This is a genomic window from Paraburkholderia sp. BR13439, assembly GCF_040948805.1.
Lineage (GTDB): Bacteria > Pseudomonadota > Gammaproteobacteria > Burkholderiales > Burkholderiaceae > Paraburkholderia > Paraburkholderia youngii.
This window is the reverse complement of record NZ_JBFPKN010000015.1, coordinates 194,371-210,830: the sequence shown is the minus strand read 5'-3', so window position 1 is coordinate 210,830 and position 16,460 is coordinate 194,371. Positions and strand designations below refer to the sequence as shown.

Sequence of the window (16,460 nt, the reverse complement as noted above, 5' to 3'; positions counted from 1 at the left end):
GTTGCAGGGGGAACTACGCGACTTCGGTGCCGGTGCACGTGGTACGTTGCTGCTGTACGCAAATACGGCCGCGCTTACTGGCCTCTTGCCGCACGCAGCCGGCGATATTGAACGCGCCCCCGCAATCGACCACCGCTGCGGTGGCGCCCAGTTTCGAGGAGTTACCATGCCGCTCGCCACCGCCTCCGCACGGCTCGCCGCCGATGCCCCCAACTATCTCGTGGCCCTCGAAGCCGGCCGCCATGCGCTCGCTGGCGACGAAGGCCCGCACGAAGGCGGTCAGGATCGCGGGCCTGCCCCTTTCGAATTCGTGCTTGCGGGTCTCGCCGCGTGCACGTCCGCGACGCTGCGCATGTACATGCAGCGCAAGGGCTGGCCCGACGGCGCCATCGATGTGACCACGACGCTGCACGCGGACCAGGAGCGCAACCCGTACATTCGTCGCACCGTCAACGTGGATGCGCCGCTCGACGCCACGCAACGGGCTCGACTCGCGGAGATCTGCGAAAAGACGCCCGTCACGCTCTTCATCAAGCGCGGCACGCGCATTGACACCACGATGATAGAGCGGTGAAGAGCGGACGAACGCGTACTGCAGGCTAGTTCCCGTCATTGCTCTCATATGGTCGATGCGCTTCGGCAACTGACGTTTGCATCCCAGTGTTGCCAGAACAGGGCGGCCGGCTGCATACAGCCATCGGAGGGACATACGCAAGGGATTTATTTAACCCTTCAAGTTCCATCCAATCGTGCCGCGCATCGAACAAGAGCCGCATCGGCGACAATAAAAAAAGCGCGTCAATCCATAAGCGGTTGCCTGCGTCAATCAACATCGGCTCATCAACTTCGCCGCGACATTCTCACCTTGCGTGGGGCGCATTTCTCATTCAGATTGTCGCGCCACACGATCGGGATTACCCGTCGGATAGCCGCTATGACCTTCGTCTCGTGCACGATGATTGCGCGGCCGAAAACGAGGCGGCGGATTACCTTGACCCGCCCGAGCCCGAACCGCCTCCGCCGTAACCGCCTCCGCCCGAACCGCCTGAGCCGTGACCGCCTCCACCCGGACCGCCTGAGCCGTGACCACCCGCGCCCGAACCGCCTGCACCCGAACTGCCTGCACCGTGACCGCCCGCGCCCGAACTGCCTGCGCCCGAGCCGCCTGCGCCCGAACTGCCTGCACCCGAGCCGCCTGCGCCCGAGCCGCCTGCGCCCGAGCCGCCTGCGCCCGAGCCCCCTGCCCCCGAACTGCCTGCACCGTGACCACCTGCGCCCGAACTGCCTGCGCCCGAACTGCCTGAACCCGAACCGCCTGCGCCCGAACCGCCTGCGCCCGAACTGCCTGAACCTGAACTGCCTGAACCCGAACTGCCTGAACCCGAACTGCCGGCACCCGAACTGCCTGCGCCGTGACCGCCTGCGCCCGAACTGCCTGCACCCGAACTGCCGGCACCCGAACTGCCGGCACCCGAACTGCCTGCGCCGGAGCCGCCTGCGCCTGAACCGCCTGCGCCCGCGCTGCCTGCACCCGAATTGCCTGCCCCGTGACCGCCTGCACCCGAACTGCCTGCGCCCGAGCTGCCTGCACCCGCACTGCCTGCGCCCGAACTGCCTGCGCCCGAACCGCCTGCGCCCGAACTGCCTGGGCCCGAGCTGCCTGCGCCCGAACTGCCTGCGCCAGAACTACCTGCGCCCGAGTTGCCTGCACCCGAGCTGCCTGCACCCGAGCTGCCTGCACCCGAACTGCCCGCACCCGAACTGCCCGCACTAGAACTGCCCGCACCGCGACCGCCTGCGCCTGAACTGCCGGCATTCGAGCTGCCGGCACCCAAACCACCGGCACCGGAACCGGCTGCGCCTGCGCCGGAGCTGCCTGCACCTGCACTCGAGCCACCGGCACCTGCACCAGAACCACGTCCACCCGAACCGGCCGCGCCTGCACCTGAGTTGCCGGCATTCGAACCGCTCGCACCCGGACCGGCTGCGCCTACCCCTGAACCGCCCGCGCCCAAACCGCCTCCTGCGCGAGCGCCTGCAGGCTGCCTTTGAACCAGTTGCAGTGAAGCAGAATTCCGAGAAGGTGCGCCGCGAGTATTCGGAGAAGATGCACTGCGGTGATCGAGCGAAGCGGAAGACCCGCGTGGGGCATGCTCAGCACTGCTAGTTGCAGATCCCAGCGCAGGAACTGGCGATGGTCCCGCGACATGATCGGACGCAGACGCTCGTGGCGTCGGCGATCTGGGTCCAGTGATCCCGCTCGCATGCCGCTCGATTGCTCTCACGTCCGGCGCCGAATGGCGGCGAACTTGTGTAGCGGTATAGCTTGCGTGGTCGGGCCCTCGCGCAACCGACTGCGGCGCAGCACTATCCGGAGTAGCTTTAGCGCCATGATCGGACGGAACGGAAAACGCAGGCGGGGCGAGTTCAGCACTGCCAACCGCGCTTGGGTGAGTGGGAGGCGACGGCGGCAGCGCGACATGCCCGAACCACGTCGTGTGTGGCGCTGGCGACGTAGTTTCGATAATCCCGAGCGCCTGATCATCGTCGAACCGATCGATTTGCGCGACCACACCCATGACCGCGACAGCCAACGCGCTTGCCGACCCAGCCCAAAGCGCGAGATGTCTGCCACGCGAAGGCTGTGCGGTATTGATGTCTGCATCCGGGCTACCTGCACCCGAACCCGGATGCCCGGTCTGCCTGAACATTCCAACACGCTTCGGATCGTTTCGCCTGGTCCTTCCATTCACTACGTTCATCTGCCGTCCCCTTACGGAGAGCTCATCGAAATGAGCCGCGGTTCGGCCTGTTCGCCCGCGGTTCCGTCACGGCAATGGGCAGCCGTGAACCAGCTTTTCTATCCTAAGCCTTTGAGCTATGAAAACGCCCGCCATCTTCGTGGCTGATCTGGACTAGTGGCCGGAATCGCCGTCCGGCGCACCTCTGCGAAATCCCTCCAAAGTCGGCGGCGACTCATGCAGACGGAGCATTCACTGTGCCTGATCGGTCGCATCCCAATGAAGCTATGAGATCGTGGACATAGCATGGGCATACACGGCTCAACAGGGTCCGTGCCGGGCGGGGTTGCGGTTTGTGTCGCCTTAATCACGCTTGCGTTATGAGGCACTTTGCATGCGTATCACGCAGCGACGGTCACCTGAGCGTGACGGAGACAAACCGGCGAGCATTTTGACGCTGGATCAGCACCGATATCGCTTTCTTCGCCTTTTCTTCCACTGCGCTCGCTTGCTCCCGGGATTCGATCAGCTCGCCATTGAAGGACAGGACGATATCGCCAGTGCGAATGCCAGCCGTCGCCGCAGGTCCAGTCACCTGGTCCACCATCATCCCTTCCGGAAGATCATTCGCCCGCTTCTCGTCGTTGTTCAGCGGATGCATCGTCAAGCCAAGGCGATCCGGTGCGGCGCTTGCGCTTTGGGCCGGAGGGGGATTCGACGCTGCGTCAGGGGTTTGCACGGCGCTTGGGGTTGCGCCGGGCGCGCCGACGATGATTTCAATCGTCATCGGCTTTCGGCTGCGGATCAGCGTGAGCGTCGTCTTCGTTCCGGGCTGCAGCCCGGCGGCATACTGGGACAGTTCGGCCGAGCGAGCGATCGTCCTGTCGCCAATCTGCATGATCACGTCGCCAGGCCTAATGCCACTCGCGGCGGCCGGCGTACCAGGCGTGACGACGTTGACGAGCGCCCCGGCCGGCCGTTGCAGGCCAATGGCCACCGCCAACCCAGCTCCGACGTCCTGAACCTCTACACCAAGAATGCCCGCCGGGCCATTGCTCTGGGTTTGCAACTGCGCTCGCACCTTATTCGCCGAGTTGATCGGAATCGCAAAGGTCAGGCTCGGGTACCGCTCCGCGTCCGGATAAACCTGCACGTCGATGCCGATCACATCGCCCGCCCGGTCAAACAAAGGACCGCCCGAATTGTCGGGACTGGCGGCGACCTCGGTCTCGAAAAAGGGAAAACTGCTGCCGTCGGGCAACAGGCGCGACGTGGCGCTAACAATGCCAGTCGTAACGGTGTTCTGGTAACGGTCGGGCGATCCGATCGTCAGCACCTGTTCACCGACGCGCACGCGCGACGAGTCACCAAGCTTGACGGTCGGCAGCGTCGCAGCATCGATCTGAATCACCGCAACGTCGCTATCCGTGTCGACGACGAGCACCTTGCCTTTGAACTCCCGCCGGTCGGTCAGACTGACCGTGACTTCGTCCGCCTGATCCACCACATGTGCGGTGGTCAGAATGAGGCCATCGGGGCTGATGATGAAACCGGAGCCGGTGCCCGTTGTCACGCGAGCAATATTGCGTTGCGGCTCCGGGGATTGCGGCGCGACGCCGCTGAAAAACGCGGCAATCGGATCGTGGGGGCCGATGTCCTCAGGGGGCGGCGCCGATGTTTGCTTCTCTGCAGCCGTTGCGCGGATATGGACTACAGCGGGCCCGTATCGCTCGACCATGGTGGGGAAGTCAGATGGCGTCGTGGCATTGGCCGGTGCAACCAACTTCCCCTGGGCGGACTTGGGTGAGGCGTTGTCGGCGGCGAGCGCAGCTGGCAAGAGGCACGGACAGCCGCCCAGAAGTCCAGCTATCACCGCAGCATGGAGCAAGGTGCGATTCAAGGTCCGGCGGAACACGGCGCCTCCGAGGCGGTCGTCATCGCAGCGTATCGAAGTCTGAAGCGACCAAGGCTAACAGCGATGGCGAACAGGACAGACGCTGATGAAATAATTCTATGCCTCTGGCGGCGCTCCGGTGTGACACGGCTCACCACGAAGGCAAAATCACCCAGTTCTGGCGCGCCAGAATATAGAGAATGACGTGGATGGCCGAGACAGCTCGATACAACCCAGACCAGCTACGGATTTCGCGAATCGCTTGGCCACGGACCGGTGCAATTTCGTACTTCGTGACTAAAAGCTTAGCCGTTGACCGCTCCCGCCGCGCCGGGTTGTTTGCTTTTGCGGCGCAGTTCTTCGGTCGTTTCGCCTCCGCCGTTCGGCAGCCAACCCGGCGGCTGGATCACGTGATTGATCGCGATCCACGGGCTCTTCGCGTTGACCATATCGCGAATCAGCGTGGCCCAGTGCTCGAACTCGACGACGAGCGGGTTGCGCGACGTGGTCGGCGTCACGAGACCGTACCGACACGGTTCGTCAGCGCGTTCTTCCACGTAGGTGCCGAACAGCCGGTCAAAGATGATCAGCACGCCACCATAGTTCGCGTCCAGATAATCGACGTTCGATGCATGGTGCACACGGTGGTGTGACGGCGTATTGAACAGATATTCGAACCAGCCCAGCTTGGGAATGTACGTGGTATGCAACCAGCCCTGGTACATGAGATTGAGGAACAACGTGAGCAGCACGACCTCGGGCTTGATCCCCAGCCATACGAGCGGCGCGAAGAACAGCGTCGAGCCAGTCAGTTTGCCGGTCAGGCCGAGACGATAGGCCGTTGAAAGCGTCAACTGGTTCGGCGAATGGTGCACGGCATGCGTGGCCCAGAAGAAGCGCACGCGATGCGACGCACGGTGATACCAGTAGTAGCAGAACTCCATTCCGATGAAAAGCGCGAACACCATGAGCGCGCTATTGATGCCGACCGTAAAGATGCGATGGTCGTAGACGAAGCTGAAAACTGGCGTCGCGACCGAGATCGGCAGCAGCGACATCAGCCTGCGCGCGGCCAGGTCGAACAGTGAGATCCACACCTCGTGCCAGGCAAATGGTGAGGACGCACTCTTCCTGCGGCTCAGCACGACTGCTTCGATCAGCGAAACGACAACGACGACGCCGGTGATGGCAAGAAGAAGTTTTGTGAAGGATTCCATGACGATGCCATATCGGGTGGTGGCGGGAGGTATCGTCTGCGGTGGTGAGGGGTCAGTGCATCGCATCGATACGCGCACTTTAGAGAGGGTTCGCGTGACTGGCCACGCAAAAGGTATTTCACCGTGTGTCATGGGATCACTATTCACGGGTCGCGGCGAACAAGGCGATCTGCCGCCGCTTCGCCCTCGTTGACTTCGAGAGCATCCTACCGAATTATTTCAACAAACTTACATCGTGACTGCGCGATTCTCGGCAAGACGGCACGCGTAGCCTTCCCGACTCTTTTATTCACAGACGCGAACCTGTCCCCTTCCCCGGCAATATAAGTTGCACCCTTTTGAACTAGACTTGGAAAATGGAAAATCGGGAACGGGAGCGTTAGCCATGAGTGAACCGTGCATCATCTCCGTTGCGATCACTGGCTCAGTTCCGCGCAAGAAGGACAACCCGGCTGTGCCGATCACGATCTCCGAGCAGATCGAAAGCACCCAGGAAGCGTACGAAGCCGGGGCATCCCTCGTTCATCTGCACGTGCGCGACGAACAGGAGAACTCGAGTTCCGACCGATCGAGTTTCGCCGCACTTCAGGACGGCATCCGGAAGCACTGCCCTGACATCATCATTCAGTTTTCGACAGGCGGTCGCGGCCGTTCGTTCGAGCAACGCGGCGCGATGCTCGACCTGCGCCCGGATATGGCGTCGCTCGCAACGGGCTCCGTCAATTTCCCGACTACCGTCTATGAAAATCCGCCGGACTTCGTGCGCGCGCTTGCGCAAACGATGCTCGACTACGATGTCAAACCGGAAATCGAAGTCTTCGATCTGGCAATGTTGTACAGCACGGCAGATCTCGTCCAGCAAGGGCTGCTGAAGTCTCCTGTGCACGTTCAATTCGTGATGGGTGTAAAGAACGCGCTGCCTGCGCGCCGCGAGATTCTCGAGTTCGAGGTCCAGCAACTCAAGACGCTATTGCCGGATGCAACATGGACCGCCGCTGGTATCGGACGGCACCAGTTGGAGGTCAATCATTGGACTCTTGAAATGGGCGGGCACTGCCGCACCGGTCTTGAAGACAATGTGCGCTGGGACAAGGACACGCTGGCAAAGAGCAACGCGCAACTCGTTGCACGGGTGGCCGCTTTGTGTGATGAATACGGCCGGCCGGTGGCAAGTGCGGCCAAAGCGCGCGAAATGCTCGATCTTCCCGCGAGATAGGCCGACTGGGCGGGCCACTCGCTCCCGTCCGGCGTCCGCGTAAGGCGGCGCCTGAATGCGCTACTCAACCCGACCGGGGCTCCGAGCCGTAGGTATTCGCTCAATGCTCCCGGCGTCGGCTGTCGCTACGTTTCCTGGTTTGGCAGCCCGACCGCATAATCGCGCTACGATACGCGTCGCACTTTGTCGAATCTCATACTCCGTCATGCTCGAACGCTTTCATCTCACCCTGATCCGCGAAGTGGACCGGCAGGGCTCGCTCACGGCGGCAGCCGGTGCGCTGTATCTGACGCAATCAGCGTTGAGCCATACCGTCAGGAAGCTCGAGCAGCAACTCGGCACGCCGGTCTGGGAACGTGACGGCCGCAACCTGCGCCTCACGCAGGCGGGCCAGTATCTGCTGTCGCTCGCCGATCGGCTGCTGCCGCAGTTCGAGCACGCCGAAGCGCGCATGAAGCAATACGCGAACGGCGAGCGCGGCACACTGCGCATCGGCATGGAATGTCATCCGTGTTACCAGTGGCTGCTGAAGGTCGTGTCGCCGTACCTCGCGCGCTGGCCCGATGTCGATGTCGACGTCAAGCAGCGCTTCCAGTTCGGCGGCATCGGCGCGCTGTTCGGCTACGACATCGACGTGCTCGTCACGCCTGATCCGCTGAAGCGGCCCGGCCTCAGCTTCGAACCCGTGTTCGACTACGAGCAGGTGCTGGTGGTGGCCGACGGGCATCGGCTGGCCAGCGCGCGTTACGTGGAGCCCGAACAGCTCGTCGATGAAACGCTGATCACCTATCCGGTCGACACCGACCGCCTCGACATCTACAACCTGTTCCTGCGCCCCGCCGACGTCGCCCCGCGCCGTCACAAGACGATCGAGACCACCGACATCATGCTGCAGATGGTCGCAAGCAAGCGCGGCGTGGCCGCGCTGCCGCGCTGGCTCGCCGAGGAATACGCCGACCGTATGCCGGTGGTCAGCGTGAAGCTCGGCAAGGCCGGCATCGCCAAGCAGATTTTTCTCGGCACGCGCGATGCGGATGCGTCGCTCGACTATCTGGCTTCGTTCGTCGAGTTCGCACGCAAGTCGAACTGGAAGGGCTCGAAGCCGCGGCGCTAAAGGTTGCATGTCGCGGGTCACACGCGGACCCGCGTTCCGTCATAGCGCGCGGCACGCTTCCGCGCAACGGCGACACGCATCGCTGCAATCCTGGCAATGCTGCGCCGGATGACGCGCGCATTCGTCGGCGCAGACATCGCACAGGCGCGCGCAGAGGTCGCAGAAATCGCGCATGAACTGCGTGTCGCGCGCGAGGGCCTCCGAAGTCAAGCGGCACAGCGACGCGCAATCCATGTCGAGCCGGATGCATTTTTCCATTTCATCGAGATGCCGCTCAGCGATGCACGCGGAGTAACACCGGGTACAGGCGCTCGCGCAACGGTCGAGCGCGTCAATACAGTCCTGGGGGGTCATTGCGGTTCCTTGGCACATGATGGTGCGGCAACTCCGCGGCTGCGCGCGTCAACCGTCCTCGCCCACTTCCTGCGGCTCGGGCAGATCGGGGAGCTCTTCGGTGGTTGGCGGCTCCGGTTCGCCCGGCATGTTCGGCAGGTCCGTGTCGTCGTCGTTGGCGGGCGTCTGTTGCACGGAATGCTGCGTTGCGCTCATGGTCTGCTCCTTCAGGTTTCGTTCGATATGCCTGTCAGTGAGCATGCGGCAGACCCGCGACGCGCCACGATCGGCCAGGGACGCCGATGTGGCGCATGTGCGTCATCGGATCGGCATCGGGCGATTGGTTGCCGCTCTGTCCCGAGCGCCGTTTTCGAGTGTCAGCAGGCGGCCTATGAGCTCGCCCTTGAGCTGATGCAGCAGCGACAGCTCCCCGCGAGTCGTGTCGAGCGCATCGCGCAGCAGGGGCTCGTCGCTCCGGGCGAGGCTTCCTTCCATTTTGGCCAGCGCGGATGTTCGCACCCTGATCTCGGTGCTTACGTTGATCATCTCCCCCAGCACATCTTCAATCCGTTCCGTCATCGTCTCCCCCAACCTTCGGGTTATTTACCTCACATTCGACGCGTAAGCCTCCTTTGAGCGGTGCTCCGTGAAAAAAGGCGATCACCCGACATTGCGACGTGATCGCCATTAAGCGTTTGTGGAGAAACGCTGTCCCCGAATCCGTAGGGGACGTCGCAGTATACGAACACTATGTGGCGTCGTGCTGTGTCCTTAAGTATCGAGTAACGGACACTTGCGGCCCGGCATCCCCGTCCACAACTCATGAGTTATCAACATGCGGTGCGTATGTCTGCGCGCCGCTGGCGCGACTATCATGAAGGTGGGCACGCGCTTATCATGCCCTTCAGGCGCTGCCCGGGTGTAATTCAGCGGCCGGCACAGGTAACGATGCCGGCCTTTTTGTGTCAGCGCCGTTCACCGCGTGGCCGTCAGCACGCGCACCGGAATCGACTTGGCACCCGGCACCTTGCTCTCTTTCGCGTAGTGCCACAGCGGCAGCAGCGGATTGCATTCCGGGTAATAGCCGCCGATGCATCCCTGCGGCACATCGAACGGCACGACGCTCAGCCCGTCGACGCGGCGCTCGACGCCGTCGTCCGCGATCGTCTCGAGGCCGATGCGGTCACCGTGCGCGAGCCCGCGCTTCTCCATGTCGGCGGGATTCATCAGGATCACCATGCGCGAACCCTTGATGCCTCTGAAGCGGTCGTCGAGGCCATAAATGGTCGTGTTGAACTGGCTGTCGCTGCGCAGGGTCATCAAGCGCAGCGAATCGGGCTCACGCTCGGGCATGTCCGGATCTTCGCCGATCGAAGTCGGCACCATGAACTCGGCCTTGCCGCTTTTGGTCTTCCACTTGCGCTCGCGCGCGGGCAGCGGCCGTATCACACCGCCGGGTGTCCACATGCGTGACTCGAAATCACCGAACATCTCGGGCCACGTCTTCGCCATTTCCAGCCGTACCCGAGAATAGTCGTCGCGCCACGCATCCCAGTCGACGCTCGAGCGCTCGCCGAGGGTCGCCTTCGCGATGCCCGCGACGATGAACGGCTCCGAGCGGATCGTCGGCGCGGCCGGTTCGGCCATGCCACGCGAACCATGAAAGTGCGCCGTGCTGTCCTCCATCGACACCGCTTGCGCGCCGCCCGCCTGCCGGTCGATCTCGATGCGGCTCAGGCACGGCAGCAGATACGAGCGCTGGCCGTGCACCAGGTGGCTGCGATTGAGCTTGGTCGCCACATTGACGGTCAACCCGAGCGCGGCCCACGCCGGTTCGGTGCGCACCCGGTCAGGCACCGAGCGCACGAGGTTGCCGCCGAGGTTGATCATCGCGTTGACCTTGCCATCGAGCATCGCCTCGAAGGTTTCGACGATGCTCATGCCTTTCTCGCGCGGCGGCTCGAACGAAAACTGCCTGGCCAATTGATCGAGCGGCGCGAGTTCCGGCTTTTCGGTGATGCCGACCGTGCGCTGACCCTGCACGTTCGAATGCCCGCGCACCGGCGACGGCCCCGCGCCCGGCTTGCCGACATTGCCGCGCAGCAGCAGCAGATTGCACAGCATGCGCACGTTTTGCACGCCCATCCGATGCTGCGTGAGACCCATGCCATAGTGGATCATCACCGCGTTCGCCTTCATGTATTCGTCGGCGGCTGCTTCGAGCGCGGCGCGCGGCAAGCCGCTCACGCGTTCGATGTCGTCCCAGCTCGCCGCGCGCGCGTACTGCGCGAACTGCTCGTAGCCGTTCGTATGCTCGCGGATGAAATCGACATCGAGGACGCGCGCGCCGCCCGTACTGACCGCGCGATCGTCCGCTTCGATCACGAGTTTGCAGATGCCGAGGATCGCGGCGGTATCGCCACCCGTCTTCACCTGATGGTATTGCGTGCTGATCTGCGTATCGGTGGGTGTGAGCATGTCGACCGGTGACTGCGGATTTGCGAAATGCAGCAGCCCCGGTTCGCGCAAAGGATTGAACGTGATGATCGGCACGCCGCGTTTGCGCGCGTCCTGCAACTGATGCAGCATGCGCGGGCTGTTCGTACCGACGTTCTGGCCGAAGAAGAACATCAGGTCGGTCTTCTCGAAGTCGTCGAGCGAGACCGTGCCGACGCCAACGCCAATCGCTTCCTTGAGCCCGACGCTGGTGCTCTCGTGGCACATGTTCGAGCTGTCGGGCAGATTGTTGGTGCCATACATGCGCGCGAAAAGCTGCAGCATGTACGAGGTTTCCAGCGATGCGCGGCCCGACGTGTAGAACACCACGCTGGCCGGGTCGAGCGTGCGCAGTTCGGCGCCGATCGCATCGAATGCCTGCTGCCACGACACCGGCACGTAGCGGTCGGTTGCCGGGTCGTAGCGCAGCGGCTCGGTGAGCCGCCCCGCTTCCTCGAGATCGTGATCGTGCCACTTCGCAAGCTCGCTGACAGTGTGGACCTCGAAGAAATCCGGCGTTACGCGTTTGGCCGTCAGATCCCACGCAGTGGCTTTCGCGCCGCTTTCGCAGAACTCGAACGTATGCGGATCGGCCGGCTTCGCCCACGAGCAGCTGACACACATAAAACCGTCGGGCTTGTTCTGATGCATCAGAACCTGGCTATCCTTCAGCGGTGCTTTTTCCCGAAGCAGGATCGTCGCGACCGCCTTGACGGAACCCCATCCACCCGATGCGTAGGGATATGCAGCGCTTTTTGCTTCATTGCTCATGACTCCACCCGTCTGGTCAAAAATGTCACGTCATGATGGGTCAGCACGTCACGTTCCCGGCTGCGGCGCCGGGCGGTACGGTGATTGCTGCGCCGCTGATTGCGGATGAAGGACCGGTTCGACAAGCTGTCGCTAGCCAGCATCGGCCCACTGGAAGGAGAAGATCATGACAACTGTTGCAGAAGTGATGACACGCAATCCAGCGTCCGTCGGACTCCGCCTGACCATAGGAGAAGCTGCACAATTGATGACTGAACTGAACGTCGGCGTGCTACCCGTTTGCGAGGACGGGGAGGTGGTGGGCATGCTGACCGACCGGGATATCGTGACGCGCGCGGTAGCGCTAGGAGCGTCGCCCGAGGAAACGATAGAAGGAATCGTCAGTGGTGAACCGAGCTGCGGCTACGAAGACGACGACGTCCAGGCCGTCAAGGACAGGATGGCGGACGCGCAAGTCCGCCGGATTCCCGTCGTGGATCAAAGCGACCACCTGATCGGAATCCTTTCCCTCGGGGACCTTGCCACGCGCTCCGATGACGAAATTTCTTCAACGCTGGGGGCGATTTCCACGCCTTGCGAACCGGAGCGCTAAAGCAGCAATACGCGCCGTGAACTCAACAGCCAGCCATTCGACGGGGGTGTCCGCGTCGCGTGATCTATCCCCGGCGTACGTAGTGATCGGATACGACGTGGCGCCCATCGATCCAGGCGATCGCGAGTTCCGTCGCCTGGACATGAGCGTCGTTCGGCTCCGCGAAATCGCCGTCGACGCCCAGCGTCCGCGCTTCGCCTGTCTGGTCGGTCACAATGGCTGCCGCCCTATAGCGATCGCTGTCCGCGGGAGTAACGACTGATCGGATCAGCAAACCGCGGTACTTGGTAACTTGATCGGTTTTCATAGAGTCTCCCTATGGTGAAGGTCTCTTTCATGAAGCGCTGTCGTCGTCGCGCGCGTCGCGCACCTGCAGCACACCAGCCTCGATGCGCACCGGAAACACCGCCACGTCTTCGTAGGCCGGCGGAGCCAGCACCTTGCCGGTCCTGATACAAAAACGGGCGCCATGACGAGGACATACCACTTCATCATCCTCGACGGCACCGCCAGTCAGGATGCCGCCGTCGTGCGGACAGGTATCTTCGATCGCGTAGCAGACGCCATCAAGATTGAACACCGCCACCTGTGTGCCGTCCACATCGACGCTGCGTACCGAACCCGGCGGGAAATCCGTCATCGCCGCGACTTCGACCCAGTTTGTCATGTCAAAGCATTCCCAATTGCAGACGAGCGGCTTCGGACATCCGCTCTTTCGTCCACGGCGGTTCCCACACCAGCTCGACGCGTACCGTATTGACGCCTGCCACCGAATAGACGACATCTTCGATCGTCGCCGGAAAGGTCTGCGAGACCGGACAGCCCGGCGCCGTTAGCGTCATGCGAATGGACACGTTGCCCGTATCGCCGTCGACGTCCAGACCGTACACCAGCCCCAGATCGTAGATGTTCACGGGAATCTCCGGGTCGAACACCGTACGCAACGCGTCGATCACACGCGAGCGCAGGTCGCCGTCGCCGGGCTCCGGCCCATCTGCCCGTTTCAGCCAGTCGAATGCGCTCATCCTGTTCACCTCACTTCCTCCACTAATCATTCCGTCGAGATGGTGCCGCACTCGTCATGCAATGCTGCATGGAGCGTATGCCATGCGAGCGTCGCGCACTTCACGCGCGCCGGAAATTCGCGTACACCCGAGAACACCGCGAGCTTGCCGAGGTGAGAAGACGCGTCCGCCGGCGGCGCCGTTATCATCATGTCGTGAAACGCCCCGAAGAGCGCCTCCATTTCCGATTCCGTGCGCCCCTTGAGCGCTTCGGTCATCAGCGATGCCGATGCGATGGCGATTGCACAACCTACACCCTCGAACCCAACGTCCGCCACGACGCCATCCTCGATGCGCAGATAAAGCGTGATGCGATCTCCGCACAACGGGTTATAGCCCTCCGCCTTGCGATTGGCATCCGGCAGCCGGTGACGGTTTCTCGGTCTCCGGTAGTGGTCGAAAATCACTTCCTGGTACAGGTCGCGCAGACTGCTCATTGCCCAAATACCTCCTGCACGTGCGCCATTGCCTTGACGAGTGCCTCCACGTCGGCCCGCGTGTTGTACAGCGCGAATGACGCGCGCACGGTTGCCGGCACGCCGAAGCGCTGCATGACGGGCATCGCGCAATGATGGCCGGCGCGCACCGCGACGCCGTACTGATCGAGAATCGTACCGACGTCGTGTGCATGCACGTGGTCGAGCACGAACGATAGAATGGCCGCCTTTTCGGTTGCGGTACCGATCAGCCGCAGATGTGGTGTCGCACGCATTGCATCGGTCGCATACGCGAGCAGCCCGGCCTCATGTGCGCCGATCGTTTCGCGGCCGATTGCATTCACATAGTCGAGCGCCACCGCGAGCGCGATCGCCCCGCTAATGTCCGGTGTGCCCGCCTCGAACTTCCAGGGAATGGCGTTATAAATGGTCTTGTCGAACGTCACCGAGCGGATCATGTCGCCACCGCCCTGCCACGGCGGCATCGCTTCCAGTCTGTCCGCCTTGGCGTACAGCACGCCGATTCCCGTCGGTCCATACACCTTGTGCCCGGAGAACGCATAGAAATCGCAATCGAGCGCGCGCACGTCGACAGGCAGATGTGCAACCGCTTGCGCGCCGTCGATCAGGACAGGCACGTCGCGCGCGTGCGCGGCCTCGATCATCCGCGCAACCGGGTTGATCGTACCGAGCGCGTTCGATACATGCGTGATCGCCACGATGCGCGTACGCTCGGCGATCATCTGCCGGTAGGCATCGACATCGAGCGCGCCGCTGTCATCGATCGGCACGACCTTCAACACCGCGCCCGTCTGCTCGCATACGAGTTGCCACGGCACGATGTTCGAGTGATGTTCCATCGCGCTGATCAGGATCTCGTCGCCGGGCTTCGCGAGAGGACGCACATAACTCTGCGCAACCAGGTTGATCGCTTCCGTCGTGCCGCGCACGTAAACGATTTCCTCCGCGCGCGCCGCATTGATGAAGCGCGCAATCCGTTCGCGCGCACCTTCGTACGCGTCCGTGGCGCGCTGCGACAACTCGTGCACGCCGCGATGTACGTTCGCATTTGCATGCTCGTAGTAGTCGCGCTGCGCGTCGATCACGGCCGAAGGTTTCTGGGTAGTCGCGCCGTTGTCGAGATACACCAGCGGATTGCCGTGTATGAGCTCGCGAAAAATCGGGAAGTCGCTTCGCCAACGCGCCACCGTCTCGTCGTCCGGGATCATCACAGGTTCGATCGGTTTCATACCAGTCCCCGAATGCGCTCACCTTCCGGCGTGCGCGCGAGCAGCATTTGCGTCAGTCGGTCGCGCACCGCCTCGATACTCACGTGCTCCAGACTGCTGCGCGCAAACGCCCAGATGAGCAAAGCCCGCGCCACGCGTTCGTCGATGCCGCGTGAGCGCAGATAGAACAGCTGGTTCTCGTCAAGCTGGCCAACGGTTGCGCCATGCGTGCACTTGACGTCGTCGGCGTGGATCTCCAGTTGCGGCTTCGTGTCGATCTGCGCATCGCGCGACAACAGAAGATTGAAGTTTGACTGATGCGTGTCGGTCTGCTGCGCGTGACGATGCACGATCACGTTGCCGTTGAATACGCCATGTGACGCACCGTCGAGCACCCCGCGGTAGTGCTCGCGGCTCGTTCCGTGCGGTTTCTCGTGATCGATGCGCGTGTGATGATCGACATGCTGCCTCGCGCTCGCGATATACAGCCCGTTCAGTTCGGCGCGGGCATCGGCGGCCTGCAGCCGTGTGTCGATCTGCGTACGCGAGAGTGCCCCACCGAATGCGAACGAGTGCGACGTGAAGCGGCTCGCCCGCTGTTGCGAGACGTCGACATGCGCAATGTGGAACGCGCTGCGTGCTTCATGGTGGACGCGGCAATGCTGCACGTCGGCCTCGTCGCCCGCCACGATCCTCGTGACGGAATTGACCAGATACGCGTCGTCGGAGAAACCGGCAAACTGCTCGACGATCGAGCACCGCGAGCGCCCGTCCGCCAGTACCGTGTTGAACGGATGTATCGCGAGGCCGGCTTCGTCTGTCAGGAACAGCATGACGAGCGGCGCATCGATCGCACAGTCCGGCGGCAGCAGGACCACGTAACCGTCGCTCAGGAACGCCGTGTTCAGGGCCGCGAAGCCATCGGGCGCTGCCTGATGCGCAATGACGGCTTTCAGCCGCTCCGGTATCTCACGAATGGCACGCGTGAGACTGCCGACAAATGCGCCGTCCGGCAAAGGCGGCATGCGCGACAGCTTCGGCATATGGCGGCCGTTGACGAACACGAGCCGACCCGCTGTCCCGTATGGCACGAGATCGTCGACGATGCGCTCCACATCCAGGTCGTCGCTGCGCCGCGACGTGAAATGCCATGACCGCCTCGCGATGGTCGCCACATTCGTGTACTTCCAGTCTTCGAGCCGAGTTGTGGGAAAGCCAAGCCCTTCGAATTTTTCGAACGCCTGGCGCCTCGCGCTGCGCAACCACGGAAGTTCCGCGCCGGGCAGCGTACTCGACAGGGTCTGGAAAGACTGATGGAGGTACTCGAGCGCCGGTTCACTCATTTGACGTCTACTC

General features: G+C 62.8%; 18 protein-coding genes. 6 read left to right on the top strand and 12 right to left on the bottom strand.

What is annotated here, in order from left to right; all coding sequences use genetic code 11:
* Positions 1 to 166: 166 nt before the first annotated feature.
* The 3 genes from AB3X96_RS27575 (at position 167) to AB3X96_RS27565 (ending at position 2,909) form a co-directional block, all read left to right on the top strand.
* Entirely contained in the window at positions 167 to 574 is a 408-nt protein-coding gene (locus AB3X96_RS27575; RefSeq protein ID WP_018435075.1) for an OsmC family protein, read from the top strand.
* Between the two features lie 360 nt (positions 575 to 934).
* Complete coding sequence (locus tag AB3X96_RS27570; RefSeq protein WP_368592216.1) at positions 935 to 1,774, top strand: hypothetical protein; 840 nt, start codon at positions 935 to 937, stop codon at positions 1,772 to 1,774.
* A gap of 706 nt (positions 1,775 to 2,480) precedes the next feature.
* Positions 2,481 to 2,909, top strand: a complete 429-nt coding sequence (locus AB3X96_RS27565; RefSeq protein ID WP_368592215.1) for a hypothetical protein — start codon at positions 2,481 to 2,483, stop codon at positions 2,907 to 2,909.
* A 247-nt stretch (positions 2,910 to 3,156) separates the two neighbouring features.
* Here AB3X96_RS27565 and AB3X96_RS27560 read toward each other — a convergent pair whose 3' ends face one another.
* Both AB3X96_RS27560 and AB3X96_RS27555 read right to left on the bottom strand, forming a co-directional pair.
* On the bottom strand, positions 3,157 to 4,656 hold the full coding sequence (locus tag AB3X96_RS27560) for a trypsin-like peptidase domain-containing protein (RefSeq protein WP_368592214.1): 1,500 nt from the start codon (positions 4,654 to 4,656) through the stop codon (positions 3,157 to 3,159).
* 284 nt (positions 4,657 to 4,940) lie between these two features.
* Positions 4,941 to 5,852 (bottom strand): sterol desaturase family protein, encoded by a 912-nt coding sequence (locus tag AB3X96_RS27555; protein ID WP_368592213.1) that lies wholly within the window; start codon positions 5,850 to 5,852, stop codon positions 4,941 to 4,943.
* 385 nt (positions 5,853 to 6,237) lie between these two features.
* Between AB3X96_RS27555 and AB3X96_RS27550 the strand changes: the two genes are divergently transcribed.
* On the top strand, positions 6,238 to 7,068 hold the full coding sequence (locus AB3X96_RS27550) for a 3-keto-5-aminohexanoate cleavage protein (protein WP_368592212.1): 831 nt from the start codon (positions 6,238 to 6,240) through the stop codon (positions 7,066 to 7,068).
* Between the two features lie 205 nt (positions 7,069 to 7,273).
* On the top strand, positions 7,274 to 8,182 hold the full coding sequence (locus AB3X96_RS27545) for a LysR family transcriptional regulator (protein ID WP_368592211.1): 909 nt from the start codon (positions 7,274 to 7,276) through the stop codon (positions 8,180 to 8,182).
* Between the two features lie 39 nt (positions 8,183 to 8,221).
* On the opposite strand, the gene AB3X96_RS27540 is transcribed toward AB3X96_RS27545, so the two are convergent.
* The 4 genes from AB3X96_RS27540 to AB3X96_RS27525 form a co-directional block, all read right to left on the bottom strand.
* Positions 8,222 to 8,536, bottom strand: coding sequence for a four-helix bundle copper-binding protein (locus AB3X96_RS27540; protein WP_176122768.1), 315 nt, complete (start codon positions 8,534 to 8,536; stop codon positions 8,222 to 8,224).
* Between the two features lie 48 nt (positions 8,537 to 8,584).
* On the bottom strand, positions 8,585 to 8,731 hold the full coding sequence (locus tag AB3X96_RS27535; protein ID WP_368592210.1) for a hypothetical protein: 147 nt from the start codon (positions 8,729 to 8,731) through the stop codon (positions 8,585 to 8,587).
* A 102-nt stretch (positions 8,732 to 8,833) separates the two neighbouring features.
* Positions 8,834 to 9,094, bottom strand: a complete 261-nt coding sequence (locus tag AB3X96_RS27530; RefSeq protein ID WP_368592209.1) for a hypothetical protein — start codon at positions 9,092 to 9,094, stop codon at positions 8,834 to 8,836.
* 396 nt (positions 9,095 to 9,490) lie between these two features.
* On the bottom strand, positions 9,491 to 11,782 hold the full coding sequence (locus tag AB3X96_RS27525) for an FdhF/YdeP family oxidoreductase (RefSeq protein WP_368592208.1): 2,292 nt from the start codon (positions 11,780 to 11,782) through the stop codon (positions 9,491 to 9,493).
* Positions 11,783 to 11,948: 166 nt separating this feature from the next.
* Here AB3X96_RS27525 and AB3X96_RS27520 point away from each other — a divergent pair, with 166 nt between their 5' ends.
* Positions 11,949 to 12,374 (top strand): CBS domain-containing protein, encoded by a 426-nt coding sequence (locus AB3X96_RS27520; RefSeq protein WP_368592207.1) that lies wholly within the window; start codon positions 11,949 to 11,951, stop codon positions 12,372 to 12,374.
* Between the two features lie 64 nt (positions 12,375 to 12,438).
* Here AB3X96_RS27520 and AB3X96_RS27515 read toward each other — a convergent pair whose 3' ends face one another.
* The 6 genes from AB3X96_RS27515 to sufD are packed head-to-tail and all read right to left on the bottom strand — an operon-like array spanning position 12,439 to position 16,447.
* The gene (locus AB3X96_RS27515) at positions 12,439 to 12,681 is read right to left on the bottom strand and encodes a hypothetical protein (RefSeq protein WP_176111688.1); all 243 of its coding nucleotides are present in this window, start codon (positions 12,679 to 12,681) and stop codon (positions 12,439 to 12,441) included.
* 27 nt (positions 12,682 to 12,708) lie between these two features.
* Positions 12,709 to 13,041: a non-heme iron oxygenase ferredoxin subunit gene (locus AB3X96_RS27510; RefSeq protein WP_176111687.1), complete on the bottom strand. Its 333-nt coding sequence runs from the start codon at positions 13,039 to 13,041 to the stop codon at positions 12,709 to 12,711.
* A 1-nt stretch (position 13,042) separates the two neighbouring features.
* Entirely contained in the window at positions 13,043 to 13,399 is a 357-nt protein-coding gene (locus AB3X96_RS27505) for an SUF system Fe-S cluster assembly protein (protein WP_176380504.1), read from the bottom strand.
* Between the two features lie 26 nt (positions 13,400 to 13,425).
* Entirely contained in the window at positions 13,426 to 13,875 is a 450-nt protein-coding gene (sufU, locus tag AB3X96_RS27500) for a Fe-S cluster assembly sulfur transfer protein SufU (RefSeq protein WP_368592206.1), read from the bottom strand.
* Entirely contained in the window at positions 13,872 to 15,125 is a 1,254-nt protein-coding gene (locus AB3X96_RS27495; RefSeq protein WP_368592205.1) for a SufS family cysteine desulfurase, read from the bottom strand. The genes sufU and AB3X96_RS27495 overlap by 4 nt, the downstream gene beginning before the upstream one ends.
* Positions 15,122 to 16,447, bottom strand: coding sequence for a Fe-S cluster assembly protein SufD (gene sufD / locus AB3X96_RS27490; protein ID WP_368592204.1), 1,326 nt, complete (start codon positions 16,445 to 16,447; stop codon positions 15,122 to 15,124). The genes AB3X96_RS27495 and sufD overlap by 4 nt, the downstream gene beginning before the upstream one ends.
* Positions 16,448 to 16,460 lie beyond the last annotated feature (13 nt).

Bases quoted from the DNA above. Each gene is read 5' to 3' on its own strand.
- AB3X96_RS27575 (WP_018435075.1), top strand. From the start codon at position 167: ATGCCGCTCGCCACCGCCTCCGCACGGCTCGCCGCCGATGCCCCCAAC.
- AB3X96_RS27510 (WP_176111687.1), bottom strand. From the start codon at position 13,041: ATGACAAACTGGGTCGAAGTCGCGGCGATGACGGATTTCCCGCCGGGT.
- AB3X96_RS27535 (WP_368592210.1), bottom strand. From the start codon at position 8,731: ATGAGCGCAACGCAGCATTCCGTGCAACAGACGCCCGCCAACGACGAC.
- AB3X96_RS27555 (WP_368592213.1), bottom strand. From the start codon at position 5,852: ATGGAATCCTTCACAAAACTTCTTCTTGCCATCACCGGCGTCGTCGTT.
- AB3X96_RS27495 (WP_368592205.1), bottom strand. From the start codon at position 15,125: ATGAAACCGATCGAACCTGTGATGATCCCGGACGACGAGACGGTGGCG.
- AB3X96_RS27520 (WP_368592207.1), top strand. From the start codon at position 11,949: ATGACAACTGTTGCAGAAGTGATGACACGCAATCCAGCGTCCGTCGGA.
- AB3X96_RS27545 (WP_368592211.1), top strand. From the start codon at position 7,274: ATGCTCGAACGCTTTCATCTCACCCTGATCCGCGAAGTGGACCGGCAG.
- AB3X96_RS27515 (WP_176111688.1), bottom strand. From the start codon at position 12,681: ATGAAAACCGATCAAGTTACCAAGTACCGCGGTTTGCTGATCCGATCA.
- AB3X96_RS27570 (WP_368592216.1), top strand. From the start codon at position 935: ATGACCTTCGTCTCGTGCACGATGATTGCGCGGCCGAAAACGAGGCGG.
- AB3X96_RS27525 (WP_368592208.1), bottom strand. From the start codon at position 11,782: ATGAGCAATGAAGCAAAAAGCGCTGCATATCCCTACGCATCGGGTGGA.
- AB3X96_RS27505 (WP_176380504.1), bottom strand. From the start codon at position 13,399: ATGAGCGCATTCGACTGGCTGAAACGGGCAGATGGGCCGGAGCCCGGC.
- AB3X96_RS27550 (WP_368592212.1), top strand. From the start codon at position 6,238: ATGAGTGAACCGTGCATCATCTCCGTTGCGATCACTGGCTCAGTTCCG.
- AB3X96_RS27540 (WP_176122768.1), bottom strand. From the start codon at position 8,536: ATGACCCCCCAGGACTGTATTGACGCGCTCGACCGTTGCGCGAGCGCC.
- AB3X96_RS27565 (WP_368592215.1), top strand. From the start codon at position 2,481: ATGCCCGAACCACGTCGTGTGTGGCGCTGGCGACGTAGTTTCGATAAT.
- sufU (WP_368592206.1), bottom strand. From the start codon at position 13,875: ATGAGCAGTCTGCGCGACCTGTACCAGGAAGTGATTTTCGACCACTAC.
- AB3X96_RS27530 (WP_368592209.1), bottom strand. From the start codon at position 9,094: ATGACGGAACGGATTGAAGATGTGCTGGGGGAGATGATCAACGTAAGC.
- sufD (WP_368592204.1), bottom strand. From the start codon at position 16,447: ATGAGTGAACCGGCGCTCGAGTACCTCCATCAGTCTTTCCAGACCCTG.